The 24,235-nt window shown below is 74.4% G+C and carries 21 protein-coding genes; 9 read left to right on the top strand and 12 right to left on the bottom strand.

All coding sequences use genetic code 11. From position 1 onward, the window contains the following. Window positions 1-18: 18 nt before the first annotated feature. The 5 genes from JD78_RS19935 to JD78_RS19915 all read left to right on the top strand — a co-directional run bounded on the left by JD78_RS19935 (window position 19) and on the right by JD78_RS19915 (window position 5,623). Window positions 19-1,107 carry an ABC transporter ATP-binding protein gene (locus tag JD78_RS19935; RefSeq protein WP_153360282.1) on the top strand — a complete coding sequence of 363 codons (1,089 nt, stop codon included), beginning with the start codon at window positions 19-21 and terminating at the stop codon, window positions 1,105-1,107. A gap of 98 nt (window positions 1,108-1,205) precedes the next feature. Continuing rightward, window positions 1,206-2,603: a GH1 family beta-glucosidase gene (locus tag JD78_RS19930; protein WP_153360280.1), complete on the top strand. Its 1,398-nt coding sequence runs from the start codon at window positions 1,206-1,208 to the stop codon at window positions 2,601-2,603. Then, window positions 2,600-3,325, top strand: coding sequence for an SDR family NAD(P)-dependent oxidoreductase (locus JD78_RS19925; RefSeq protein WP_153360278.1), 726 nt, complete (start codon window positions 2,600-2,602; stop codon window positions 3,323-3,325). Before JD78_RS19930 ends, JD78_RS19925 begins: the two co-directional genes overlap by 4 nt. Window positions 3,326-3,526: 201 nt before the next feature. Next, a complete protein-coding gene (locus JD78_RS19920; protein ID WP_166521352.1) occupies window positions 3,527-4,486 on the top strand; it encodes a glycoside hydrolase family 88 protein in 960 nt (319 codons plus the stop codon). A 78-nt stretch (window positions 4,487-4,564) separates the two neighbouring features. Next, window positions 4,565-5,623: a pirin family protein gene (locus JD78_RS19915; RefSeq protein WP_166521351.1), complete on the top strand. Its 1,059-nt coding sequence runs from the start codon at window positions 4,565-4,567 to the stop codon at window positions 5,621-5,623. Window positions 5,624-5,680: 57 nt separating this feature from the next. Here the strand turns inward: JD78_RS19915 and JD78_RS19910 are convergent, their stop codons facing one another. From JD78_RS19910 to JD78_RS19885, 6 genes are all read right to left on the bottom strand, one after another. Then, the gene (locus tag JD78_RS19910) at window positions 5,681-7,417 is read right to left on the bottom strand and encodes a dipeptide ABC transporter ATP-binding protein (protein WP_153362412.1); all 1,737 of its coding nucleotides are present in this window, start codon (window positions 7,415-7,417) and stop codon (window positions 5,681-5,683) included. After that, window positions 7,414-8,541 carry an ABC transporter permease gene (locus JD78_RS19905; RefSeq protein WP_166521350.1) on the bottom strand — a complete coding sequence of 376 codons (1,128 nt, stop codon included), beginning with the start codon at window positions 8,539-8,541 and terminating at the stop codon, window positions 7,414-7,416. The genes JD78_RS19910 and JD78_RS19905 overlap by 4 nt, the downstream gene beginning before the upstream one ends. Window position 8,542: 1 nt before the next feature. Next, the gene (locus JD78_RS19900; protein ID WP_153362411.1) at window positions 8,543-9,643 is read right to left on the bottom strand and encodes an ABC transporter permease; all 1,101 of its coding nucleotides are present in this window, start codon (window positions 9,641-9,643) and stop codon (window positions 8,543-8,545) included. A gap of 107 nt (window positions 9,644-9,750) precedes the next feature. Then, window positions 9,751-11,391: an ABC transporter substrate-binding protein gene (locus JD78_RS19895; protein WP_153362410.1), complete on the bottom strand. Its 1,641-nt coding sequence runs from the start codon at window positions 11,389-11,391 to the stop codon at window positions 9,751-9,753. 207 nt (window positions 11,392-11,598) lie between these two features. Beyond that, complete coding sequence (locus JD78_RS21840; protein WP_208104162.1) at window positions 11,599-13,674, bottom strand: TPM domain-containing protein; 2,076 nt, start codon at window positions 13,672-13,674, stop codon at window positions 11,599-11,601. A gap of 85 nt (window positions 13,675-13,759) precedes the next feature. Further along, on the bottom strand, window positions 13,760-14,518 hold the full coding sequence (locus JD78_RS19885) for a VOC family protein (RefSeq protein ID WP_166521349.1): 759 nt from the start codon (window positions 14,516-14,518) through the stop codon (window positions 13,760-13,762). 213 nt (window positions 14,519-14,731) lie between these two features. On the opposite strand from JD78_RS19885, the gene JD78_RS19880 reads away from it, so the two are divergent. Next, window positions 14,732-15,085: a Rieske (2Fe-2S) protein gene (locus JD78_RS19880; protein WP_153360597.1), complete on the top strand. Its 354-nt coding sequence runs from the start codon at window positions 14,732-14,734 to the stop codon at window positions 15,083-15,085. 42 nt (window positions 15,086-15,127) lie between these two features. Here the strand turns inward: JD78_RS19880 and JD78_RS19875 are convergent, their stop codons facing one another. The 5 genes from JD78_RS19875 to JD78_RS19855 all read right to left on the bottom strand — a co-directional run bounded on the left by JD78_RS19875 (window position 15,128) and on the right by JD78_RS19855 (window position 19,032). Next, window positions 15,128-15,946 (bottom strand): MetQ/NlpA family ABC transporter substrate-binding protein, encoded by an 819-nt coding sequence (locus JD78_RS19875; protein WP_153360588.1) that lies wholly within the window; start codon window positions 15,944-15,946, stop codon window positions 15,128-15,130. Window positions 15,947-15,980: 34 nt separating this feature from the next. Further along, window positions 15,981-16,637 carry a methionine ABC transporter permease gene (locus JD78_RS19870; protein WP_228395174.1) on the bottom strand — a complete coding sequence of 219 codons (657 nt, stop codon included), beginning with the start codon at window positions 16,635-16,637 and terminating at the stop codon, window positions 15,981-15,983. Then, a complete protein-coding gene (locus JD78_RS19865; RefSeq protein ID WP_153360586.1) occupies window positions 16,634-17,722 on the bottom strand; it encodes a methionine ABC transporter ATP-binding protein in 1,089 nt (362 codons plus the stop codon). Before JD78_RS19865 ends, JD78_RS19870 begins: the two co-directional genes overlap by 4 nt. A 315-nt stretch (window positions 17,723-18,037) precedes the next feature. Continuing rightward, window positions 18,038-18,637, bottom strand: coding sequence for a recombination mediator RecR (gene recR / locus JD78_RS19860; RefSeq protein ID WP_153360584.1), 600 nt, complete (start codon window positions 18,635-18,637; stop codon window positions 18,038-18,040). A gap of 53 nt (window positions 18,638-18,690) precedes the next feature. Continuing rightward, window positions 18,691-19,032, bottom strand: coding sequence for a YbaB/EbfC family nucleoid-associated protein (locus tag JD78_RS19855; RefSeq protein ID WP_153360582.1), 342 nt, complete (start codon window positions 19,030-19,032; stop codon window positions 18,691-18,693). Window positions 19,033-19,110: 78 nt separating this feature from the next. On the opposite strand from JD78_RS19855, the gene JD78_RS19850 reads away from it, so the two are divergent. Then, window positions 19,111-20,346, top strand: coding sequence for an MFS transporter (locus tag JD78_RS19850; RefSeq protein WP_153360580.1), 1,236 nt, complete (start codon window positions 19,111-19,113; stop codon window positions 20,344-20,346). An 84-nt stretch (window positions 20,347-20,430) separates the two neighbouring features. On the opposite strand, the gene JD78_RS19845 is transcribed toward JD78_RS19850, so the two are convergent. Continuing rightward, entirely contained in the window at window positions 20,431-22,695 is a 2,265-nt protein-coding gene (locus JD78_RS19845; RefSeq protein ID WP_153360578.1) for a DNA polymerase III subunit gamma and tau, read from the bottom strand. A gap of 159 nt (window positions 22,696-22,854) precedes the next feature. On the opposite strand from JD78_RS19845, the gene JD78_RS19840 reads away from it, so the two are divergent. Together JD78_RS19840 and JD78_RS19835 are read left to right on the top strand one after the other, a co-directional pair. Beyond that, window positions 22,855-23,391: a SigE family RNA polymerase sigma factor gene (locus tag JD78_RS19840; protein ID WP_153360576.1), complete on the top strand. Its 537-nt coding sequence runs from the start codon at window positions 22,855-22,857 to the stop codon at window positions 23,389-23,391. Then, window positions 23,388-24,230 carry a hypothetical protein gene (locus tag JD78_RS19835; protein WP_153360574.1) on the top strand — a complete coding sequence of 281 codons (843 nt, stop codon included), beginning with the start codon at window positions 23,388-23,390 and terminating at the stop codon, window positions 24,228-24,230. The genes JD78_RS19840 and JD78_RS19835 overlap by 4 nt, the downstream gene beginning before the upstream one ends. Window positions 24,231-24,235 lie beyond the last annotated feature (5 nt).

Genomic DNA, 24,235 nt, shown 5'->3' with positions numbered 1-24,235 from the left:
GCCGGAAAGGCGCCTGACATGGCCACCGTCACCTTCGAGCACGCCACCCGGATCTACCCGAAGGCCGAGCGGCCGGCCGTCGACGCCCTGGACCTGGAGATCGCCGACGGCGAGTTCCTCGTCCTGGTCGGGCCCTCGGGCTGCGGCAAGTCCACCTCGCTGCGGATGCTCGCCGGGCTGGAGGAGGTCGACTCCGGCTCGATCGTCATCGGCCAGCGCGACGTCACCGACTCCCCGCCCAAGGACCGGGACATCGCCATGGTGTTCCAGAGCTACGCCCTCTACCCGCACATGACGGTGGAGGAGAACATGGGCTTCGCGCTGAAGCTCGCCGGCATCTCCAAGGACGAGCGCGCCACCCGGGTCCGCGAGGCGGCGAAGATCCTGGACCTGGAGCCCTACCTGTCCCGCCGGCCGAAGGCGCTCTCCGGTGGGCAGCGGCAGCGGGTCGCGATGGGCCGGGCGATCGTGCGCAACCCGCAGGTGTTCCTGATGGACGAGCCGCTGTCCAACCTGGACGCCAAGCTGCGCGTGCAGACCCGCACCCAGATCGCCGCCCTGCAACGGCGGCTGGGCACCACCACCGTCTACGTCACCCACGACCAGGTCGAGGCGATGACCATGGGCGACCGGGTCGCGGTGCTCAAGGACGGCGTCCTGCAGCAGTGCGACACCCCCGGCTCGCTGTACGACCGGCCGGCCAACGTGTTCGTCGCCGGCTTCATCGGCTCCCCGGCGATGAACATCGCCACCGGGCCGGCGGTCGACGGCGGCGTGGCCCTCGGTGGCGCGGTGCTGCCGGTGCCCCGCGAGCAGCTGACCCGCGCCTCGGCCGGCAACGGCCAGGTCACGGTCGGTTTCCGGCCGGAGGCCGTCGTGCTGTCCCCCACCGGCGACGGCGTCCCGGTCGACGTCGACGTCGTGGAGCACCTGGGCAGCGACGCCTTCCTCTACGCCCGGCTCCGCGGGGGCGCCGACGACGGCGCCGACGTGATCGTCCGCACCGAGCCGCGCACCACCGCGGCCGCCGGCGACCGGGTGCACGTCTCCGTGCTCCCCGGCCAGCTGCACGTCTTCGACCCCACGACCGGCCTGCGCGTCGACTGAACGAGGACCACCTGCCCCCCACCACCACTCGCACGCTCGCGGCGGGCCCTGCAGGGGCCAGCTGCACCATGCCGTCAACGAAAGAGGAACCTCTCCCCATGACATCCACCGACGTCCGCGAAGACCGCGCCGCCGGCCTCGTGTTCCCCCCGGGGTTCACGTTCGGCGCAGCCACCGCCGCCTACCAGATCGAGGGCGCCGTCGACGTCGACGGCCGCGGCCCGTCGATCTGGGACACCTTCAGCCACACCCCCGGCAAGACCCACCTGGGCCACACCGGCGACGTCGCCTGCGAGCACTACGTGCGCTACCCGCAGGACGTCGCCCTGATGAAGGACCTGGGCCTGGACGCCTACCGGTTCTCCGTCTCCTGGTCGCGGATCCTCCCCGAGGGCACCGGCCGCATCGAGCAGCGCGGCGTCGACTTCTACCGCCGCCTGGTCGACGAGCTGCTCGAGGCCGGCATCGACCCGTGGCTGACGCTCTACCACTGGGACCTGCCGCAGGCGCTGCAGGACAAGGGCGGCTGGACCGACCGCGACACCGCCCACCGCTTCGCCGAGTACGCCGGCGTGCTGTACGACGCCCTCGGTGACCGGATCCCGCACTGGTCGACCCTCAACGAGCCGATGTGCAGCTCGCTGCTGGGCCACATGGCCGGTCAGCACGCGCCGGGCCACACCGACCCGGTCGAGGCCTCCCGCGCGGTGCACCACCTGCTGCTGGGCCACGGCCTGGCGATCCAGACGCTGCGCGACAAGGGCGCCGACCACCTGGGCATCACGCTGAACTTCACCCCGATGAAGGCGGCCACCGACTCCGCCGCCGACCTCGACGCCGCCCGCCGGCTCGACGGTCAGCAGAACCGGATGTTCCTGGTGCCGATCGTCACCGGGGAGTACCCGGCCGACGTCGCCGAGGACCTGACCGCCGCCGGCGCGCCGCTGCCGATCGAGGACGGCGACCTGGAGATCATCTCCACCCCGGTCGACTGGCTGGGCGTGAACTACTACTTCCAGTCGACGGTGCGGGCGGTCAGCGAGCCCACCGGCAAGCAGACGGCGTTCATCGGCGGCGAGCTGGTCGCGGACCTGGAGCCCGAGGGCCCGACCACCACCATGGGCTGGGGCATCAACCCCGAGGCGTTCACCGAGCTGCTGACCTGGATCAGCGGGGTCGCCCCGGGCCTGCCGATGTTCATCACCGAGAACGGCTCCGCCTGGCCGGACCAGGTGTCCGCCGACGGGCAGGTGCACGACCCGGAGCGGGTCGACTACCTGCTGCGGCACCTGGCCGCGATGACCGAGGCGATCGAGGCCGGCGCCGACGTGCGCGGGTACTTCGCCTGGTCGCTGCTGGACAACTACGAGTGGGCCCGCGGCTACGACCAGCGGTTCGGCATCGTGCACGTCGACTACGACACCCAGGTGCGGACGCCGAAGGACAGCGCCCGCACCTACGCCGACGTCATCCGCACCGCCAAGGACGGCGTGTGACGGTCGGCTCTTCCAGCGCCGACCTCGCGGGACGCCGGGTGCTGCTCACCGGCGCCTCCCGCGGGGTCGGCGCGGCCGTCGCCCGGCAGCTGGTCGCGGCCGGTGCCGACGTGCTCGGCACCGCCCGGGATGCGGCGGCGCTGGACCAGCTGACCGCGGAGCTGGCCGGCGGCCCCGGCTCGTTCACCGCGGTCGTCGCCGAGCTCACCGACGAGGCCACGCCCGGGCGGCTGGCCGAGGCTGTCGGGCAGCGGTGGGGTGGGCTCGACGTGCTGGTGAACAACGCCGGCGTGATGCTCGCCCGCGAGCCACGGTTCGAGGACGAGCCGGCCGGCACGCTCGAGGAGAGCCTGCTGGTCAACTGCGTCGTCCCGCACCGGCTGGTGCTGGCGTTGCTGCCGGCGCTGCGCAAGGGCGACGAGCCCCGGGTGGTGCACGTCAGCTCCGGGGCGGGCACCACCGAGCTGATCCGGGACGCCGGCATCGGCAGCTACCGGGTGAGCAAGTGGGCGCTCAACGGGCTGGTGCTCATGCAGGCCGCGCAGCTCGCCGGCGAGGTCGCGGTCAACGCCCTGGACCCGGGCTGGGTGCGCACCGACCTCGGTGGCCAGGAGGCCCCGGGCACCCCGGCGGAGAGCGCGCAGGGCGCCCTGGCTCTGTTGCGCGAGCCGGTGACGGTGACCGGCCGGATCTTCAAGGACGGCACCGAGATCTCGTTCTAGCTCGACAGCTGTCGCCGGGAGCATCGCAGGGAGCGCCAGCGACCGAGGAGCGGACCGAAGGAGATCGACAGCTGTCGCCGGGAGCATCGCAGGGAGCGCCAGCGACCGAGGAGCGGACCGAAGGAGATCGACAGCTGTCGCCGGGAGCATCGCAGGGAGCGCCAGCGACCGAGGAGCGGACCGAGGAAACTGGAGGCTCACGTGCTGGACGACGAGGTCCGCGCGCAGGTGCTGACCGCACTCCTGGTCACCCAGCGGCACAGCTGGGACCAGGGGCTCACGGCCGCCGTGCTCGACGAGTCGGGCACGGCGGCCCCGTTGCGCGTGCTGCTGGACGACGCGGTGGCCCGGCAGCTGCCCGACGGGCGGCTGGCCGAGCTGGACCCGCTCTGCTCGGTGAACGGCGGGGCGGTGGGCGAGTTCGTCGACCTGGTGGCCGGCCGCACCGGTGACGAGGGGCTGGCCGCGGCGGCCGCCCGGCAGCGCGCCTGGTTGCTGTCCGGTGCGCCCCGGGCGGGCGACGGCACGCTGTTCCACCTGGTGGAGGGCCGTCAGGTGTGGGCCGACACCGTCTACATGGCGGTGCCCTTCCTCGCCGCGACCGGTGCCGCCGTCGCCGCGCTGGACCAGCTCGACGGGCACCGGACCCGGCTGCGCGACCCGGACACCGGGCTGTGGGCCGCCCGCTGGGACGAGGACGCCGGGACGTTCGCCGACCCGCGGGCCTGGGGCACCGGCAACGGCTGGGTGGTGGCCGGCCTGGCCCGCACGGTCCGCTGGCTGCCCGGGCGGCGCGGGGTCGAGGTGGCCACGGAGGTGCGCGGGCTGCTGGACGTCGTCCTGCCGCTGCGCCGTCCCGACGGGCTCCTGGGGGACGTGCTCGACGACCCGGCGAGCCGCTCGGACCCGACCGTCGCCGCGATGTTCGCCTGGGCCGCGCTCACCGGCGCGGGTGAGGGCTGGCTCCCCGCCCACTGCGCCGACGTGGGCTGCGAGCTGCTGGCGGCGGCGGTGGCCCGGCTCGACCCGTCGGGCCGGGTGAGCGGGGCCAGCGCCGCCCCGCACTTCGACCGGCCGGGGCACTCCCCCGAGGCACAGGCCTTCCTGCTGCTCGCCGACGCGGCCGAGCGCCGCTGGCGCCGGGAGCACCGCCGGGGGTGACCACCGGCCGGGAAGACGCCCGGCTCGCGACGGCTTACAGTGGCATCTGGTTGAGCTTTCAACAGGAATGAGGCCGCCATGCCCGCCGTCACCGTCGAGGACACCACCACCCTGCCCCGGGTGCCGCTGCCCGCGCCGCGCACCGTCCAGCGGCGCACCCGGTCGGTCACCAGCGCACCGCAGGGCTACGAGGGCGAGGGCTTCCCCGTGCGCCGCGCCTTCGCCGGCGTCGACCTGCGCGACCTGGACCCGTTCCTGCACATGGACCAGATGGGCGAGGTCGAGTATGCCCCGGGTGAGCCGAAGGGCACCTCGTGGCACCCGCACCGGGGGTTCGAGACCGTCACCTACCTGCTCGACGGCACCTTCGAGCACGCCGACAGCCACGGTGGCGGGGGCACCATCAGCGACGGCGACACCCAGTGGATGACCGCGGGGTCGGGGGTGTTGCACATCGAGAAGCCGCCGGAGGCGCTGGTGCTCAGCGGCGGCCTGTTCCACGGCCTGCAGCTGTGGGTGAACCTGCCCCGGGCGCAGAAGTGGGCGGAGCCGCGCTACCAGGACCTGCGCGCGCGGGAGTCGGTGCTGCTGGCCAGCCCGGACGGCGGTGCGCTGCTCCGGGTGATCGCCGGCGACGTCGGCGGGCACACCGGCCCGGGCAGCACGTACACCCCGATGGCGATGGTGCACGCCACCGTCTCCCCCGGGGCGACCCTGCAGCTGCCCTGGCGCCCGGACTTCAACGCGCTGGTCTACGTGCTCTCCGGCAGCGGCGCGGTGGGCATCGACGGCGCCCCGGTGCACACCGGTCAGCTGGTCGTGCTGGGCCCCGGCGACACGGTGACCGTGCACGGCACCCGGCCCGGCGACCGGCACGCGGAGTCCCGCACGCCCGACCTGGACGTCGTCGTCCTCGGCGGCCTGCCGATCCGGGAGCCGATCGCCATGTACGGGCCGTTCGTGATGAACAGCCGGCAGGAGCTGCGGGACGCCTTCGCCGACCACTCCGCCGGCCGGCTCGGCAGCATCCCGGCCCAGCGCACCGCACACGCCGACGGCCTCGCGCACGGTGACGTGCGCGGCGAGACGCAGCAGGACGCCGTCACGGGCACCAGCGGAGCGTGGCCGGCGGGCTGACGCCGGCTCGTCGCGCGGGGAGCGAGGACGACTCCCCGCTCCCCGCGTGGAGCAGGATCAGTCCGTCGCGCGCAGGCGCTCCCACTCGGCCCGGCGGGTGGCCTGCTGGTCCGGGTCGGGCACCGGCAGCGAGGCCAGCAGCCGCCGGGTGTAGGCGTGCTGCGGCGCGCCGAGCACCTCCTCGCCGGTGCCCTCCTCGACCAGCTTGCCGCGCAGGAGCACCGCGATCCGGTCGGCGAGCAGGTCGACGACGGCGAGGTCGTGGCTGATGAACAGCGCGGCGAACCCCAGCTGGCGCTGCAGGTCGGCGAAGAGCTCCAGCACCCGGGCCTGCACCGAGACGTCCAGCGCGGAGGTGGGCTCGTCGGCGATGAGCAGCTCGGGGTCCAGCGCCAGCGCGCGGGCCAGGCTGGCCCGCTGCCGCTGACCGCCGGAGAGCTCGTGCGGGTACCGGTCACCGAAGGCCTTCGGCAGCTGTACCGCCTCGAGCAGCTCGTCGACCCGCCGGCGGGCGGCGCGCGGGTCCTTCGCCCGCTTGTGCACCACCAGCGGTTCGGCGACCGCGTCGGCGATGGTGAGCAGCGGGTTGAAGCTGGTCGCCGGGTCCTGGAAGACGAACCCGATCCGCTCGCGCACGGGGCGGAAGGTGCGCTCCTTCATCCCGTTCATCTCGGTGCCCAGCACCTGCAGCGACCCGCCGCTGACCCGGGTGAGCCCGGCGATGGCGCGCCCGATCGTCGTCTTGCCGCTGCCGCTCTCCCCCACCAGCCCGAGCACCTCGCCGGGCCGGATGTCGAAGCTCACGCCGTCGACGGCGGTGAAGTCGGGCTTGCGCAGCCGGCCCGGGTAGACGATCCGCAGGTCGCGCGCCGCGACCACCGGTGCCGTCTCGGCCCAGCCGGGTGCCCGCTGCTCGGCACGCGCCCGGGCGCTGGCCGAGCCACTGCCCAGCCGCGGGACGGCGGCCAGCAGCTGCTGGGTGTAGGGCTCCTTCGGGGCGGCGAACAGGGTGCGGACGTCGGCCTGCTCGACCAGCTCCCCGCGGTACATCACCGCGACCCGGTCGGCGAGGTCGGCGACGACCCCCATGTTGTGCGTGATCAGCACGATCGCGGCACCGAAGTCGTCGCGGCAGCGGCGCAGCAGGTCGAGGATCTCGGCCTGCACGGTGACGTCGAGGGCGGTGGTCGGCTCGTCGGCGACGATGACGCCGGGGTCGAGGACCAGCGCCTGGGCGATGACGATGCGCTGCTTCTGCCCGCCGGAGAACTGGTGCGGGTAGTGGTCGATCCGGGTCTCCGGGTCGGGGATGCCGACCCGGCGCAGCACGTCGATCGCCTTGGCCCGGGCCTCGGCCTTGCTGAGCTTCCCGTGCGCGCGCAGCCCCTCGGTGATCTGCCAGCCCACCGGGTAGACCGGGTTCAGCGCCGTCGAGGGCTCCTGGAACACCATGGCGGCGTCCTGCCCGCGCACCTCGCGCAGCTGGCTGCCCCGCAGGGTGACGACGTCGTGCGAGCTGCCGCCGTCCCGGCTGCGCAGCACCACCGCGCCGCGAGCGGTGGCCGTCTCCGGCAGCAGGCCCAGGATGGTGCGTGCGGTGACGGTCTTGCCGCTGCCGCTCTCCCCGACGATCGCCAGCACCTCGCCGGCGGCCACGGTCAGGCTGACGTCGCGGACGGCGGCCACGGAGCCGGCGTCGGTGGCGAAGGAGACCGCGAGGTCGCGGATCTCGACGACGTCCCCGCTGCCCGGACCGGTCGCGGTGCTGCCGGTCGGGGTCGTGGTGGTGCTCATGCTCGGTCTCCCCGTCCCTGGCCCTCGGGCTCCTGCTGCTGCGGCCCCTGGGGCTCGAGCCCGTCGACGCCGCCCGGCCCGGCGCTGAGCGCGCCGCCACGCACCGCGGACACCTCGGCCACCCCCTCGGGCTGCTGCTGGGCCGCCCGGCGGCGGGTGCGCAGCCGCGGGTCGGCGAGGTCGTTGAGGCTCTCCCCGACCAGCGTCAGCCCGAGCACGACCAGCACGATCGCCAGGCCCGGGAAGAGCGCGGTCCACCAGATGCCGCTGGTGACGTCGGACAGCGCCCGGTTGAGGTCGTAGCCCCACTCGGCGGCGTCGGTCGGCTCGATGCCGAAGCCGAGGAAGCCCAGCCCGGCGAGGGTGAGGATCGCCTCGGACGCGTTGAGGGTCAGGATCAGCGGCAGGGTGCGTGTGGCGTTGCGCAGCACGTGCCGCAGCATGATCCGTCGGTTGCTGGCGCCGATCACCCGCGCGGACTCGACGAACGCCTCGGACTTGATCCGCACCGTCTCCGCGCGCACCACCCGGAAGTACTGCGGGATGAAGACCACGGTGATGGAGATCGCGGCGGCCCAGATGCCGCCCCACATGTCCGACTGCCCGCCGCTGATGACGATCGCCATGATGATCGCCAGCAGCAGCGCGGGGAAGGCGTAGACGGCGTCGGCGATGACCACCAGCACCCGGTCCAGCCAGCCGCCGAAGTAACCGGACACCAGGCCGAGCAGCACGCCGAGGACGATGGACAGGGCGACCGCGACGACGATGACGTACAGCGCCGTCCGGGAGCCCCAGATGACCCGGGACAGCACGTCGTACCCGCCGACGGTGGTGCCGAGCCAGTGCTCGGCCGACGGCGCCTGCTGCGCGCCGAAGGAGCCCTGGGCGTCGCGGAGCTGGCTGTACTCGTAGGGCGCCAGCAGCGGGGCGAAGACGGCGGTGAGCACGAAGACGCCGGAGAGCACCAGCCCGGCGACGAGCATGCCGCGCTGCAGGCCGACGCTCTGCCGGAGCTGCTGGACGATCGGCAGCCGGCGCCAGGTGCGGCGCCGGCCGGCCGGTGCGGTGGTGGCCGTGCTACCGGTGGGGCTCCCGGTGGGGCTCTCGGTGGTGGCGGCCATCTCAGTACCTCACCCGGGGGTCGATGAGCGCGGCGATGACGTCGACGACGAAGTTGGTGACGGCCACGATGACCGCCAGCAGCGCCACGATCCCCTGCACGGCGACGAAGTCGCGGGCCTGCAGGTACTCGGCGAGCTGGAAGCCCAGGCCCTTCCACTCGAAGGTCGTCTCGGTGAGCACCGCACCCGCCAGCAGCAGGGCGATCTGCATGCCCATGACGGTGATGATCGGGATCAGCGCCGGGCGGTAGGCGTGCTTGCGCAGCAGCCGGTACTCCCCGACGCCGCGCGAGCGGGCCGCCTCGACGTACCCGTTGCCCAGCGTGCCGATGACGTTGGTGCGCACCAGCCGCAGGAAGACCCCGGCGGTGAGCAGGCCGAGGGCGACGGCGGGCAGCACGGCGTGCTGCAGCACGTCGACGATCACGTCGGGGTTGCCGGTGCGGATCGCGTCGATCAGGTAGATGCCGGTCTGGCTGTCCAGCCGGGTCAGCTCGATCTCGGTGCGGGTGGAGGCCCGCCCGGCGACCGGGAGCCAGTCGAGCTGGACGGCGAACACGAGCTTGAGCAGCAGGCCGGCGAAGAAGACCGGGGTGGCGTAGCAGAGGATCGCGAAGACCCGCAGCAGCGCGTCGGGCGCCCGGTCGCGCATGTAGGCGGCCAGCTGCCCGAGCGGGATGCCGACCACGAAGGCGACGATCAGGGCGTAGAAGGTCAGCTCCAGGGTGGCGGCGCCGAAGGTGGTGAGCACCTCGGTGACCGGCCGCCGGTCGCTGAGCGTGGTGCCGAAGTCGCCGCTGAGCACGTTGCCCAGGTACTCGAGGTACTGGGTGAACAGCGGCCGGTCGTAGCCGGCCTCCCGGATCCGCTCGGCCAGCTGGTCGGCCGGCAACCGCCCACCCAGCGCGGCGGTGATCGGGTCACCGGTGGCGCGCATCAGGAAGAAGACGGTCGTCACCAGGATGAAGATCGTCGGGAAGATCAGCAGGAAGCGGACGAGGAGGTAGCTCCCCAGTCCGCCGCCACCGGTGCGCCGCCGGCGGCTCGCGGGTGGTGCGGCCGGCTCGGTGGCGTTCCCGGCCAGCTCGGAGGTCGTGGTCATCGCTCCCAGTCCATCAGACGGCCCGTCGGAGAGGGCGGGCCGGACGAGCCCGGCCCCGGGCGCTCCGCGAGGTGCGGGTCGCCCGGGGCCGGGGGTGGTGCGGTGGATCAGCCCTTGGACAGGGCGCCGTAGCGGAACTTGAACGACGGGTCCAGGGTGTCCTGGGCGCCGTCGACGTCGGTGCCGGTGACGGCCACCTGGGCACCCTGCAGGTACGGCAGGGTCGACAGGTCGTCGGCCTCCAGCTGCTGGATCTGCTCGATCAGGGCCTGCCGCTCGGCCGGGTCGGCCGTCGTCGCCTGCTGCAGGATCAGATCGTTGACCTGCGGGTTCGAGTAGTGGTTGCTGAGGAAGTTCTCCGTGAGGAAGAACGGCGTCAGGTAGTTGTCGGCGTCGGAGTAGTCCGGGAACCAGCCGAGCTGGTAGGCCGGGTACGCGTCGGCGACGCGCTGCTCGGAGTACTGCGTCCACTCGGTGGTCTGCAGGTCGACCGTGAACAGCCCGGAGCGCTCCAGCTGGTCCTTGATGAGGGCGTACTCGTCACCCGAGGACGGGCCGTAGTGGTCGTTGGAGTACTGCAGGTTCAGCTGCACGGGGGTCTCCACCCCGGCGGCCTGCAGCAGCTCGGCGGCGGCGTCGGCGTCCGGACCACCCTCGCCGTCGCCGTACTTCTCCTTCAGCGGCTCGACGGCGCCGGTGAGGCCCTCGGGCACGAAGGAGTACAGCGGGGTGTAGGTGCCCTTGTAGACCTGCTCGGCCAGCGCCTCGCGGTCGATCAGGCTCGCGATGGCCTGGCGCACGGCCTGCGCCTTGGCCGGGTCGGCCTCCGGCGTGGTCGCGCCGTACGGCTGGGTGTTGAAGTTGAACGTGATGTAGCGGATCTCGCCGCCGGGGCCGTCGATGACCTGGACGTCGTCGTTGCCGCGCAGGTCCTCGACGTCGGTCGCGCTCAGGCTGCGGAAGGCGACGTCGATGTTGCCCTCCTGCACGTCGAGCTTCAGGTTCGAGGCGTCGGCGTAGTAGCGGACGCTGACCTCGTCGGTCTTCGGGGCACCGAGCAGGCCCTCGTAGCCGTCGAACGCCTCGTAGGAGACCAGGTTGTTCTGGTCGTAGTCGGTGATCGCGTACGGGCCGGCGAACGCCTGGCCGTCGACGATCTCGGAGTCCGGGGTGAGCGCGTCGGCGGCGAAGACGTCCTCGTCGACGATCGGGCCGGCCGGGCTGGACAGGATCTGCGGGAAGACCTGGTCGTTCTCGGACTTCAGGTTGAACACGACGGTCTGCTCGTCCGGGGTCTCGACGCTGTCGAGGTTGTACAGCAGCGACGCCGGGCCGTTCTCGTCGTTGATCGCGACCATGCGGTCGAAGGAGAACTTGACGTCGGAAGAGGTCAGCTCGTTGCCGTTGGCGAAGGTGAGGCCCGGCTTGAGGGTGACCGTGTACTGCGTCGGCGAGGTGAACTCCGCGGACTCGGCGATGTCCGGCTCGACGTCCGGGCTGCCCAGCGGGGTGTTCATCAGGAACGGGTAGACCTGGTTCATCACGGCGAAGGAGCCGTTGTCGTACGAACCGGCCGGGTCGATCGTGGTGATCTTGTCGCTGGTCCCGATGGTCAGCAGGTCGCCGCCACCGCTCCCACCGGAGCCGCCGTCGTCACTGCCACCGCACGCCGCCAGCGTGAGCGCCGCCGCCGTGATGCCCGCCGTCGCGACCAGCGCACGCCGGCCACTCCTGGACAGGGAGTTCATCCGCCACCTCGTTCATCGTGCAGGCGGCCTGGGAGGCGCTCAGGCGCCCGACCCCGGCCGCCTGTGGTCATGGGAGTTGCAGAGTGACACGAATTTCCCAGCAGCCGGGATGGAGTGACTCCAGAAGTGACCGTCTTGTGACCCTGCGACGGTTCACCTGGGGTCCACGTCACGTCCACCGTCCGGTGGAGTCGGCCGCCGACTCGCTCAGAAGCTGCCGCCGCCGCTGAAGCCCCCGTCTCCGCCGAAGCTGCCGCCCCCGCTGAAGCCGCCGTCACCGCCCCCACCACCGAACCCGCCGCCGTAGCCACCACCGAGGCCGCCGAGCAGGATGCCGCCGAGCATCCCGCCGGCCACGCCCCCGGCGAAGCCGCCGCCGAGACCGCCGGGGCCGCGGCGGTACCCGCCACCCCGGTACCCGCCACCCCCGTAGCCGCCGGACATGTACTCCTCGACGTCCTGCTGCGCCTGGGTCAGCGCCTGTCGGGCGAGCGCGTCGGCCCGCTGGGCCGAACGCAGCGCCGCGACTGGGTCGCCCGCGGCCGACCGCGAGGCGTCGTCCAGGCTCCGGTCGGCCTCGGCGAGCCGGGTGCGCGCGACGCTGCCGACGGCGCCACGGCGGGTGGCGATGAAGTCCTGGGCGACGGCGATCGAGGTGTCCGCCGCGCGCACCGCCTGCTGGAGGTGGGCGGCCGCCCGTTGCTGCTGCTGCCGGGCGTCCCGGGCCGGCTCGAGCGCGGCCTCCAGCGCCAGGTCCGCCTCGTCGAGCTGCCGCACGATCGCCAGCGGATCGGGCAGCGCGCCGTCGCGCGGCCGCCACTGGTCGGTGGCGGCGGTGAGCGCGCTCTCCGCGCGGGCCAGCTGCTCGCGCAGCCCCGGGGTGTCCACGCCCCGGCCGAGCAGCGCGTGCGCCTCGGCGATGTCCTTCTCGGTCTCCACCCGCACCGCGGTGAACCGGTCGCCGGCCCCGGCCAGCTCGCCGGCGACCCGGCCGACCGAGTCCAGCAGCGTGCGGGCCTGGGCGAGGGCGTCCTCGGCGGCGCGCACCGCGGGCACGGCGCCGGCCGACCGCCCCTCGTCGAGCTCCGACCGGCCGTGCGCCAGCGCCTGCTCGGCGAGGTCCGCCCGGGTCCGCGCCTCGGCCACGTTGTCCGCGACCGGGGACCAGGCGCTGCGGGCGTAACGCTGCTGCAGCTCCTCCAGCGTGCGTTCGGCCTCGGGCAGCCGGGCGCGCACCGCCGCGACGGTGGGTTCGAGCGCGGCCAGCGCCTCCGGCGCCGACTCCTCCAGGTGCCGCAACCGGGCGTAGGCCTCCGCCTGGGAGTCCAGCCGCGCCGAGGCGGCGGCGGTGAGCTGCAGCAGCTCGGTGAGCATCCGGCGCTGGGTCGGCTCGTCCTCGGGGACGTCGTCGTCGAGCTCCTGGCGGATGCCGAAGGACCGGGACAGCTCGATCTTGGAGGTGCCCAGCGCGTCCTGGAACCCGGCGACCGGCTGCTCGCCGTACTGCGACCGGGCGTAGGCGAGGTCCAGCTCGGAGGTCTTGACCGCCTCGTCCAGCGCCAGCAGCTCCTCGCTGGCCCGGAACATCAACTGCTCGGTCGGCGTGCCGTGGTGCGGGTCGCGGGCGGCCGCCTCGGCTGCGGCGCGCTCGGCAGCGGCCTGCTGCTGGGCCGCCTGCCGCTTCTTGCGCTGCCGGCTGCGCATCAGTGCGTACCCGCCGCCGCCGACGACGGCGATCGCCGCGAGCACGCCGAGCGCGGCACCTCCTCCGCCGTCGCCACCCCCGGCGGCACCGCCCTCACCAGCGGCCGCACCCGAGCGGATGCCCTCGGCGAGGGTCATGGCGCCACCGGCCCAGTCGTCCGAGCCCAGCTGCGGCTCGACCTGCCGGCTGACCAGGTCGCTGAGCCCTGCTTCGGTGACGGGCGACTGGCCACCGACGGAGTAGCCGTCCCGCCCGGGCTCGGTGTCCGTCGTGGCGGCGAACAGGATGTCGTTGTTGCCCAGCCCGGCCGCCTGGAAGGCCTGCTGCGCCCACTGGTCACCGTCGAGCCCGCCGAAGTCCTCGACGTAGACGACGTAGAGCTGCGTGCCGTCCTCGGTCTGCAGCTCCTGCAGCGCCGACTCGACCTCCGCCTCCTCGCTGCTGCTGAGCACGTCGGCCTGGTCGACGAGCTGCTCGGTGGGCGCGAACGGCTCGACGGCAAGGGCCGGCCCGGCCCCGAGCAGCAGGGCGCCCAGCCCGAGGGCGCCGGCGGTGAGGGGACGGACGACGGAACGCATGTGCCCATCGTCGCCGATCATGCTGTGCCCCGCTCCGCCCCCGCCGCGGCCGGACCGCCGGGGCGGCCCGGCCGCCTCGTCGTGCTCAGCCGCCGAGTTCCTGCATCACCGAGAACGTCGCGCCGTGCGGGTCGGCGACGACGGCGAACCGGCCGAACGGGGTGTCCTCGGCCGGCATCAGCACCTTGCCGCCGCCGGACTCGACCGCCCGCACCGCTTCGTCGGCGGAGGCGACCGAGAAGCAGGTGCCCCACCCGCGCGGCAGGCCCTCCACCACGCCGCTCAGCCCACCGAGCGGGCGGTCGCCGATGGCGAAGGTCCAGTACGCGTCCTCGCCGGGCAGCTCCTCCCAGGCGAACCCGAACACCGCGGTGTAGAACTCCCGTGCCGCGGCCGGGTCGTCGACGGCGGCCTCGTTCCAGACCAGCGACCCGGGCTCGTTGAACACCTGCACCCCGGTCGTCGCCCCGGCCTGCCACAGGCCGAACGGGTTGCCCTGCGGGTCGGCGGCGATCGCCATCCGGCCGGCCGGGCCGACGTCCATCGGCGGGGCGAGCACGCTGCCACCCGCCGCGGTGACCCGGGCCGCCGTCGCGTCGGCGTCGTCGGTCGCGAGGTACGTCGTCCACCGCGGTGGGTCGGCAGGGTCCTGCTGCGGGCCGAGGCCCGCGGCCTGGTGCCCGTCCCGCAGGCACATCAGGTAGCCACCGGCGTCGGGACCGGGATCGGTGTAGGTCCAGTCGAGGAACGCCGCGTAGAACGCGCGGGCGGCGTCGACGTCGGGGGTGCCGAGGTCGACCCAGCAGGGCGTGCCGGCGGGCCAGGCGGTGTCACGGGTGGGCATGTCTCCTCCTCGGGAAGGACTGCGCTCGGTCGGACGGCCGAGGAGGTGACCGTCCCGCCGGGTCCCGACGCTTTCGCGGTCTCCCGGACCCGGGCCACCGGATCCCGCGACGACGTCTCCCGTGTCGCTGCCGTGGGTAGGTGCCCCGGCACCCACCGAGAACAGTCCCCGAGCCCCGTTCCCGAGCCCCGTTCCCGAGACCAGGGAGTCCCCGTGCCCGACCGCGTTCCCGCCACCGACCTGCCACCCGGCGCCGTCCGCCCCGCCGGACCGTGGGCGGTGGTCAACACCGGCGACCGGCTGTCCGCCGTGTCCCGGCGCTGCCGCCACCAGCTCGCCGACCTCGCCGAGGGGTCGGTGGACGCCGACGGCTGCCTGGTCTGCCCGTGGCACCAGGCCCGTTACGACACCTCCACCGGCGAGATGGTCACCGGCCCGCGCGGGTTCCTCGGCTGGCACGGCCCGACCCCCGGCTACACCACGCTGGTGCGCTGGTTCGGGCAGGTGGCCCGGCTGCGGGTGCGCCGGGCGGTCCGCCGCGGCGACGACGTCGTCGTCGAGGGGTGAGGTGCGGCCGGCCCGGCGCCCCCGGGCCGGCCGCGCACCAGCTCAGAAGGCGGGGATGACCGCGCCCTCGTAGGTGTCCTCGATGAACGTGCGCACCTCGTCGGAGTGCAGCAGCTCCTCCAGCTGCTGGATCCGCTCGTCGTCCTCGGTGCCGGCGCGCACCACGAGCAGGTTGGCATTGGGGTTGCCCTCGGCCTCCTCCAGCGCCAGCGCGTCCTCGGCCGGCACCAGGTCGGCGTCGATCGCGTAGTTGCCGTTGATCACCGCGGCGTCGACGTCGGCCAGCGAGCGGGGCAGCTGGGCGGCCTCGATCTCGGTGATCTGCAGGTTCTTCGGGTTGCCCTCGACGTCCAGCGCGGTGGGCGCGGAGTCCCCGGTGTCGGCCAGCGTGATCAGGTCGTTGGCGGCCAGCAGCTCCAGGGCGCGCCCGGCGTTGGTCGGGTCGTTGGGGATGGCCACCGTGGCGCCGTCGGGCAGGTCGGCCAGGTCGGTGAGGGTGTCGGAATACAGCCCCAGCGGCTCGATGTGCACCGGCTCCAGCGCGGTGAAGTCGTAGCCGGCGCTGGCCTCCTGCTCCTCCAGGTAGGGCACGGTCTGGAAGTAGTTGGCGTCGATCGACCCGTCGTCCAGCGCGGTGTTGGGCTGCACGTAGTCGGTGAACTCGACGATCTCCAGGTCCAGGCCGGCGTCGTCGGCGAGCTCCTCGTCGATGTACCGCAGGATCTCCGCGTGCGGCACCGGCGAGGCGCCGACCTGCAACGGCTCGTCGGCGGCGGAGAGCTCGGCGTCGCCGCCCCCGCAGGCGGACAGGGTCAGGGCGGTGGTGAACGCGGCGGCGGTCAGGGTCAGCTTCGAGCGCATGGGTGTCCTCTGTCGTTGCTCGGTCGGGTGGGGTTCAGGCGTGGGCGAGGCGGCGCGCCCAGCGGTCGCCGGCCCACTGCAGGGCCTGGACGACGGCGAGGAGCACCACGACCGTGACCACGGTGATGTCGGTGCGGAACTGCTGGTAGCCGTAGCGGATGGCGAAGTCGCCGAGCCCGCCGCCGCCGATCGCCCCGGCCATCGCCGAGTAGCTGATCAGCGCGACGACGGTGACGGTGACGCCGGCGACCAGCGACGGCAGCGCCTCGGGGAGCAGCACGGTGCGGACGACGTCGCGCCGGCGGGCGCCCATGGCGAGGGTGGCCTCGACCTTGCCGTGCGCCACCTCGCGCAGGCTGGTCTCGACCAGGCGGGCCAGGAACGGGACGGCGCCGATGGTGAGCGGCACGATCGTCGCCGTCGACCCGATGGTCGTGCCGACGATGCCGCGGGTGACCGGGGCGACCAGCACCAGCAGGATGATGAACGGCAGCGAGCGGCCCAGGTTGACCACCAGGCCGAGCACCCGGTTCAGCAGCGGGTGCGGCGCCAGCGCACCCGGCGAGGTCACCGTCAGCAGCACCCCGAGCGGGACGCCGAGCAGCACGGTGAGCGCGGTGGAGACGCCGACCATGTAGAGCGTCTCGCCGGTGGCGTCGACCAGCTGCGGCGCGATGCGGTCCCAGTTCACCGCTGCACCTCCGGGGCGTCGGCGAGCTGCTGGACGTCGGGCTCGGCGGGCTGCTCCGGCTCGTCGTCGGCACCGGGCAGCGGGCGCCGACCGCCGGGCACGGCCCGCTCGACCAGGGCACCGTCGGCGCGGAGCCGGGCCAGCGCGGTGTCCAGCCGGCCGCCGTCGTCGCCCTGCACGCGCAGCAGCAGCCGGCCGAAGCGGTGCCCCGCGACGGACTCGACCGAGCCGCCGGCCACCTCGACGGACAGTCCCAGCTCACCGGCGAGCACCCGGAGCACCTGCCCCTCGGGGGCCGCGTCGGTGACGGTGACCGCCACCAGGTCGCCGTCGGCGGGGTCGACGGGCGGCGCGGGCACCAGCTGGGCGGCCAGCGGGGAGTCCGGGCGGGTGAGCACCTCGGCCAGCGGGCCGCCGTCGACGACCCGACCGTCGCTCATCAGCACCGCGCTGTCGCAGACCGCCTTGACCACGGCCATCTCGTGGGTGATCAGCAGCACGGTGAGGCCGAGCTCCGCGCGGACCGTGCGCAGCAGGTCGAGGACGCCGGCGGTGCTCGCCGGGTCGAGCGCGGAGGTCGCCTCGTCGCAGAGCAGCACGGTGGGGCGGGCGGCGAGCGCGCGGGCGATGGCGACGCGCTGCTTCTGCCCGCCGGAGAGCTGGGCGGGCCGGGAACCGTGCCGGTCGGCCAGCCCGACGAGGTCGAGCAGCTCGGCGACCCGGCGGCGGCGCTCGGCGCGGCCCATCCCGGCCAGCTCCAGCGGGTGCTCGACGTTGCCGGCGGCGGTGCGGGAGTCGAGCAGGTGGAAGTGCTGGAAGATCATCCCGACGCTGCGGCGGGCCTGGCGGACGCCGTCCTCGTCGAGGTCGGTGAGCACCTGCCCGTCGACGGCGACCGTGCCCGACGTCGGCCGCTCCAGCAGGTTCACCAGCCGGGCCAGGGTGCTCTTGCCCGAGCCGCTGGGGCCGACGACGCCGGCGAACTCACCGCGGGCGACCGACAGGCTGACGCCGTCGACGGCGACCACCTCGCCGGCACCGCGGCGGGCGGGGAAGACCTTGCGGACGTCGGACAGCTCGATCATGGGCGGGTCCTCGGGCAGGTGCGGGCGGTCGGGCGCTGCTCACCGGACGCCGGGGCGGGAGCCACCGGGCGCGTCCGACTCGTGGGGAGTACCCCGTCAGAGCGTGCTGGCGACGCGCATCAGGTCGATGGCGCGGCGACGCGTCAACGAACCCGGCTCGACCACCCGTTCAGACTCCCCCGTGACCACCGCGGCCGCCACTTCCGGACCGCCGTTGTGACTGAACCCTCAACCACCGGTGACGTGCTGGAACGGCTTCCCTGCAGGGGCCCGCCCGCGAGCCTGCGAGCGGGTGGGGGGCAGGGAGGTCCTTCTTCAGGCGTCGATGCGGCGGCGGCCTTCGAACGCGCGGCCCAGGGTGACCTCGTCGGCGTACTCCAGGTCACCGCCCACCGGCAGCCCGCTGGCCAGCCGGGAGACCGCGAGGCCGAGCGGCCCGACCAGCCGGGCCAGGTAGGCCGCGGTGGCCTCCCCCTCGAGGTTGGGGTCGGTGGCGATGATCAGCTCGGTCACCGTGCCGTCCATCAGCCGGGTCATCAGCTCCTTGACCCGCAGGTCGTCGGGGCCGATGCCCTCGATCGGGCTGATCGCGCCGCCGAGCACGTGGTACCGGCCCTTGAACTCCCGGGTGCGCTCGATGGCGACGACGTCCTTGGGCTCCTCGACGACGCAGATGACGTCGAGCGAGCGCCGCGGGTCACGGCAGATGCGGCACTGCTCGCCCTCGGCGACGTTGAAGCAGGTGACGCAGAAGCGGACCTCGGCCTGCACCCGCTGCAGCGCGGCGACCAGCCGGCCCACGTCGGCCGACTCGGCGGCCAGCAGGTGGAAGGCGATGCGCTGCGCGCTCTTGGGACCGACGCCGGGCAGCCGCCCGAGCTCGTCGATCAGGTCCTGGACAGCGCCCTCGTACACGGTTCTCCTCGCAAGGGACGGGGCCCGGCCGCGGCCGGGCCCGCGGGGGTGGATCAGAAGCCGGGCAGGCCGAGCCCGCCGCCACCGCCGAGGCCGCCGGCGAGCGGCCCCATGGTGGAGGCGGTCAGCTCGCCGACGGCGCGCTGGGCGTCCCGGAGCGCGGCGACGACCAGGTCCTGCAGGGTCTCGACGTCGTCGGGGTCGACCGCGGCCGGCGCGATGGTCAGCGCGGTGATCTCACCGCTGCCGGTCATCGTGGCGGTGACCAGGCCGCCACCGGCGGACCCGGTGACCTCGGTCTGGGCGAGCTCCTCCTGCGCGGCGGCGAGCTGCTGCTGCATCTGCTGCGCCTGCTTGAGGATCTGCTGCATGTCGGGCTGTCCACCGGGTCCCATGCCCCCGAGAGTAGGTGCTCGGACCGACACCCGACGCCGGGCGCGACGGCCGGACCGCGACGGGGCACGCTGACCGGTGTGCCGGCCGAACCCCTCGACGTCCCGCGCACCGGCCCGCGCCGGCAGCTGGGGCTGATCGCCCTGACCCAGGTGCTGGCGCTGGCGGTGTGGTTCTCCGCCTCGGCGGTGCTGCCGCTGCTGCGCACCGACTGGGGGCTGGGCACCGGCGGCGGGGTGGCGCTCACCGTCGCGGTGCAGCTCGGGTTCGTCGCCGGGGCGCTCACCTCGGCGGTCACCGGGCTGGCCGACCGGGTGCGGCCGGAGCGGCTGTTCGCCGCCGGGGCGCTGGGTTCGGCCGGCTGCACGCTGCTGGTGGCGACGGTCGCCGACGGGCCGCTGCTGGGCGGGGCGCTGCGGTTTCTCACCGGGGCCGGCCTCGCGCTGGTCTACCCGATCGGCATGAAGCTGATGGCCTCGTGGTTCGGCGCGCGCGGCCGCGGGCTGGCGCTCGGGGTGCTGGTCGGGGCGCTCACCCTCGGGTCGCTGCTCCCCCAGCTGTTCGTCGGGCTGATCGGTGAGCGGTGGCGGGCGGTGCTGGGCATCGCGGCCGGTTGCGGCGCCGTGGCCGGGCTGCTGGCGGTCGCGCTGTTGCGGGCCGGGCCGCACCTGGCGGTCGGCACTCCACCGCGCGCGTCGCAGGCGCTGGACGGGTTCCGGGCGGCCCGCCCCCGGCTGGTGAACTTCGCCTACCTGGGCCACATGTGGGAGCTCTACGCGTTGTGGGCCTGGGCCACGGCCTGGCTGACGGCCTCCCGCGCGGAGGTCGCGCCGGGCACCTCGACCTCGACGGTGGCGTTGCTGGCATTGGTCGCGTTCGGGCTGTGCGGGGCGGCCGGCTGCGTGCTCGCTGGGTGGCTGGCCGGACGGCGGGGGCGGGCGCCGGTGGCCGCGGTCGCGGTCGGCACCAGCGGCGTCTGCTGCCTGCTCTCGCCGTGGGCGTGGTCGTGGCCGACGGCGGCGCTGGCGGTCTTCGCGTGCGTGTGGGGGGCGGCGGTGATCGCCGACTCCGCGATGTACTCGACGCTGCTGAGCGAGGTCGCCGACCGCCGGTGGGTGGGCACCGCGCTGACCGTGCAGACCGCCACCGGCTTCCTGCTCACCGTGGTGACCATCAGCGCGCTGCCCTACCTGGCCGAGCTGGTCACCTGGCGCTGGACGCTGGTGCTGCTGGCGGCCGGGCCGGTGGTCTCGGTCATCGCGCTGGCCCGCTTCCGGGCCCTGGACCCGCCGGCGCGGCAGCCGGCGCCGGCCTGACCGGTGTCCTGCGCGATGTCGTGCACTGAGTCACCTGGTGACTCAGTGCACGACATCCCGGAGAGGACTTCGCGCGCGGTGCGCTCAGCTGTCGATCGGGCGGGCGCCGAGCTGGGCGCGCAGCAGCGCCAGCGCGGCCTGTTCGGCGTCGACGGCCGGGGTGTGGTCGTCCGAACCGGGGGCGGCGTCGCGCTCGGCCATCAGCTCGTTCGCCTCGGCGGTCTCCGCTGCCTCGGCGGCCGCGCGGGCGGCCTCCGGGGTGACCGAGGGGCCTCCGGCGGCCGGCTGGCCGGGCGTGTCGACGACGGCCTGCACCTTCCAGCGCACGCCCAGCAGCTCCTCCAGCGACTGGCGCAGCACGTCCTTGTTGAGGTCGTCGCTGATCCGCCGGGCCAGCGCCGGGGAGGTGGTGCTCAGCGTGAGCGTGCCGGCCGCGAGGTCGTGCACCTGGGCGTTCTTCAGCAGCGCCTCGGTGGTGCGCTTGTGCCGCTTGACCACGCCCATCAGCTCCGGCCAGATCCGCCGGACGTCGGCGGTGGTCAGCTGGCCGCTGTCGGCAGCGGCGGGCTCGGGGTTGGCCGAGACCACCGGGGTGGGCTCGCCACCCCGGGGCGCGGGCGCCGACTCCGCTGCAGCGCGCTGCGGCGCGGGCCGGCTGACGGGCGCCGCCGGCCGGGTGGTCTGCGGCCAGTCCTCGTCGTCGGTGGGCTCGGGCGGCAGGGGGATGTCCGGTTCGCCGGCGGCCGGGGCCGGGCGCCGCGGCTCCTCCCGCGCCGGGGCCGGTTCGTCCTCGGCCGGGCGGGCCGGCGCGGCCGGGGCCGAGGCCGGGGCCGGCCGAGCAGGGGCGGCTGAGCCGGGCTGCGCAGTCACCGGCCAGCCGTCGTCCCCCTCGGGGGCAGCCGCCGGCGGGGTCGCGGGCCGCGCCGGCGCTGCGGCCCGGGACGGCTCGGCCGACCCGCGCTGGGACGGCCGCACGTAGGCCGGACGGGACGAGGCGGACTCGGCGGCGGGTTCACGCGCCGGCGCCTCACGGACCGGCACCGCAGCCTCGCGGACCGGCGCGGCAGCCTCCCGCACCGGGGCGGCGTCGCGGACCGGAGCGGCGTCGCGGACCGGAGCGGCGGCCGGGGGTGCGCTGACCGGAGGCGCGGCGACCGCATCGACGGGCCGTCCGGCGTGCTCGCCGGCGATCGACATCCGCCGCTCGAGCCGCTCGAGGCGCTGCAGGGTGGCGGTGGCCGAGCCGTCGACGCCGGGCAGCAGCATCCGGGCGCAGACCAGCTCCAGCAGCAGCCGGGGCGCCGTCGTGCCGCGCATCTCGGTGAGGCCCTCGTGCACCGTGTCGGCCAGCCGGGACAGCGTGGCCGCACCCAGCGCCTGCGCCTGACGCGTCATCAGGTCGAGCCGGTCGGGCGGGCAGTCGAGCAGCCCGTTGCCCCCGGCCTCGGGCACGGCGTTGAGCACGATCAGGTCGCGCAGCCGGTCGAGCAGGTCGGTGGCGAAGCGCCGCGGGTCGTGCCCGGCCTCGACCACCCGGTCGACGGCCTGGAACACCCCGGGCGCGTCGGAGGCGGCCAGCGCGTCGACGGTCTCGTCGAGCAGCGCCTCGTCGGTGACGCCGAGCAGGCCGACCGCCTCGCGGTAGGTGACCCCCTCGGTGCCGGCGCCGGCCAGCAGCTGGTCGAGGATCGACAGCGAGTCGCGCACCGAGCCACCGCCGGCCCGCACCACCAGCGGGAAGACCGTGGGCTCGACCGTGACGCCCTCGGCGGCGCAGGTCTTCTCCAGCAGCCCGCGCAGCGTGCTCGGCGGCACCAGCCGGAACGGGTAGTGGTGGGTGCGCGACCGGATGGTCGGCAGCACCTTCTCCGGCTCGGTGGTGGCGAAGACGAAGACCAGGAACTCCGGCGGCTCCTCGACCACCTTCAGCAGGGCGTTGAAGCCCTGCGTGGTGACCATGTGCGCCTCGTCGACGATGTAGACCTTGTAGCGGCTGTGCACCGGGGCGAAGAACGCGCGCTCGCGCAGCTCGCGGGCGTCGTCGACACCACCGTGGCTGGCCGCGTCGATCTCGATGACGTCGATCGACCCGGGGCCGTCGGGCGCCAGGGAGATGCATGAGGCGCAGACACCGCACGGGGTCGACGTCGGCCCCTGCTCGCAGTTCAGCGAGCGGGCCAGGATCCGCGCCGAGGAGGTCTTGCCGCACCCGCGCGGGCCGCTGAACAGGTAGGCGTGGTTGATCCGTCCGCCGTCGACGGCGTTCACCAGCGGGGTGGTGACGTGCTCCTGCCCGACCACCTCGGCGAAGGTCGCCGGGCGGTACTTCCGGTAGAGCGCCAGAGCCACGCCGCGAGGTTACGTGGCCGCACCGACGCTCCGGGCGCCCCGGCACACCCGGTGCGCCGGTCCCGTCCGGCCGTTGCCGAACCGATATCCGGAGCACATGGGGGCGCACCGGGGGTCCACCGCGTCTGCACGGGTGGAGACGGACGTCAGGAGGCGCACGTGAGGGACCAGCGGGACGACGAGTTCACCGAGTTCGTCGTCGAACGCGGCAGCCAGCTGCTGCGCACCGCCTGCCTGCTGACCGGCGACCGCGGGCTCGGCGAGGACCTGGTGCAGACCACCCTGGCGAAGGCCTACGGCGCGTGGCCGAAGGTCTCCCGGGCCGACGAACCGGCCGCGTACGTCCGCCGGATCATGGTCAACGCCCACCTGAGCTGGCGGCGCCGGCTGAGCAGCACCGAGCAGGTGATGGAGACCCTCCCCGACCGGGGCGGCGGTGACCACCAGTCCGCGCACGCCGAGGGCGACCGCGTCCGGCGGGCGCTGCTGCAGCTGTCGCCGCGGGTCCGCACGGCCGTGGTGCTGCGCTACTTCGACGACCTCAGCGAGGCCGACACCGCCCGCCTCATGGGCTGCTCGGTCAGCACGGTCGGCAACCACGTCACCCGCGGGCTCGCCGCCCTGCGTGTGCTGCTCGCCGACGACCCCGACCTGACGACCACCACCGTGACGACCACCGCGAGGAGGCAGTCGTGAACGACCTCGAGCAGACCCTGCCCACGCAGCTGCGCCACCTGGCCGACGACCTCGCGCCGCACACCGACCCGGTCGCGCAGGCCGGTGCCGCGCGCGCCCGGCACCGGCGGCAGCGCCGGACCCGGGTCGGGATCGCCGGGCTGGCCGCGGCGGTCGCGGCGATCGTGATCGGCGTGCCGACGACGATGGGCGCGCTCAGCTCCGCCCCCGAGCCCGGCGGCCAGGTCGCCGGCCTCGGCCCGAGGACGCCCACCGAGGAGGACGCCGCCTGGGCCGCTTCGTCGGCAGCGCGTGACGCGCGGGAGGCCGAGGCGGCACGGTCGGCGGCCGAACAGGCCAGCGCCCAGGCCGCCGCACAGGAGGCCGCCCTGGCAGCCCGCATCGCGCTGGTCGCCGACTCGCTCGCCGGCCGGGACCCCTCGCTCGAGCTGCGCGCGGGCACCGACCTGTCCTGCCCCGACCACGCACCGGTCGACGGCGCGGTGCGTGCCGAGCAGGGCGCCGGTCTGGTCGACGGCTGCCGGTGGTCGGCCCCCGGACTGACGCTCGCGTTGTCCCTGACCGAGGGGCAGGACGAGGAGGAGATGGTGCGCGAGGTCGACGTCGAGGTCGCCCGCGGCGACTGCACCGTCCAGGCGATGCCGAGCACGGTGGACGTGACGCCGCTGACCCTGTGCCCGACCGGGCAGGACGACCGGACGGTGTGGACCCTGCGGGTGCCCGACAGCGGGGGTGCGGGCTACTGGGTCCTGTCCGCGGCCGAGGAGCCCGGGGCGTCCACCGACGCTGGGGCGGGTGGACTGCTCTCCCTGGTCGACCTGGCCGCGCAGCAGTGGTGACCGGC

Source organism: Modestobacter roseus, from assembly GCF_007994135.1.
GTDB lineage: Bacteria > Actinomycetota > Actinomycetes > Mycobacteriales > Geodermatophilaceae > Modestobacter > Modestobacter roseus.
This window is presented reverse-complemented; position numbering and strand designations above follow the sequence as displayed.

Coding starts and splice junctions, on each gene's coding strand:
- JD78_RS19935 (WP_153360282.1), top strand. CDS start 19: ATGGCCACCGTCACCTTCGAGCACGCCACCCGGATCTACCCGAAGGCC.
- JD78_RS19915 (WP_166521351.1), top strand. CDS start 4,565: ATGCCCGCCGTCACCGTCGAGGACACCACCACCCTGCCCCGGGTGCCG.
- JD78_RS19875 (WP_153360588.1), bottom strand. CDS start 15,946: ATGCGCTCGAAGCTGACCCTGACCGCCGCCGCGTTCACCACCGCCCTG.
- JD78_RS19905 (WP_166521350.1), bottom strand. CDS start 8,541: ATGGCCGCCACCACCGAGAGCCCCACCGGGAGCCCCACCGGTAGCACG.
- JD78_RS19865 (WP_153360586.1), bottom strand. CDS start 17,722: ATGATCGAGCTGTCCGACGTCCGCAAGGTCTTCCCCGCCCGCCGCGGT.
- JD78_RS21840 (WP_208104162.1), bottom strand. CDS start 13,674: ATGCGTTCCGTCGTCCGTCCCCTCACCGCCGGCGCCCTCGGGCTGGGC.
- JD78_RS19910 (WP_153362412.1), bottom strand. CDS start 7,417: ATGAGCACCACCACGACCCCGACCGGCAGCACCGCGACCGGTCCGGGC.
- JD78_RS19885 (WP_166521349.1), bottom strand. CDS start 14,518: ATGCCCACCCGTGACACCGCCTGGCCCGCCGGCACGCCCTGCTGGGTC.
- JD78_RS19900 (WP_153362411.1), bottom strand. CDS start 9,643: ATGACCACGACCTCCGAGCTGGCCGGGAACGCCACCGAGCCGGCCGCA.
- JD78_RS19895 (WP_153362410.1), bottom strand. CDS start 11,391: ATGAACTCCCTGTCCAGGAGTGGCCGGCGTGCGCTGGTCGCGACGGCG.
- JD78_RS19930 (WP_153360280.1), top strand. CDS start 1,206: ATGACATCCACCGACGTCCGCGAAGACCGCGCCGCCGGCCTCGTGTTC.
- JD78_RS19855 (WP_153360582.1), bottom strand. CDS start 19,032: ATGGGACCCGGTGGACAGCCCGACATGCAGCAGATCCTCAAGCAGGCG.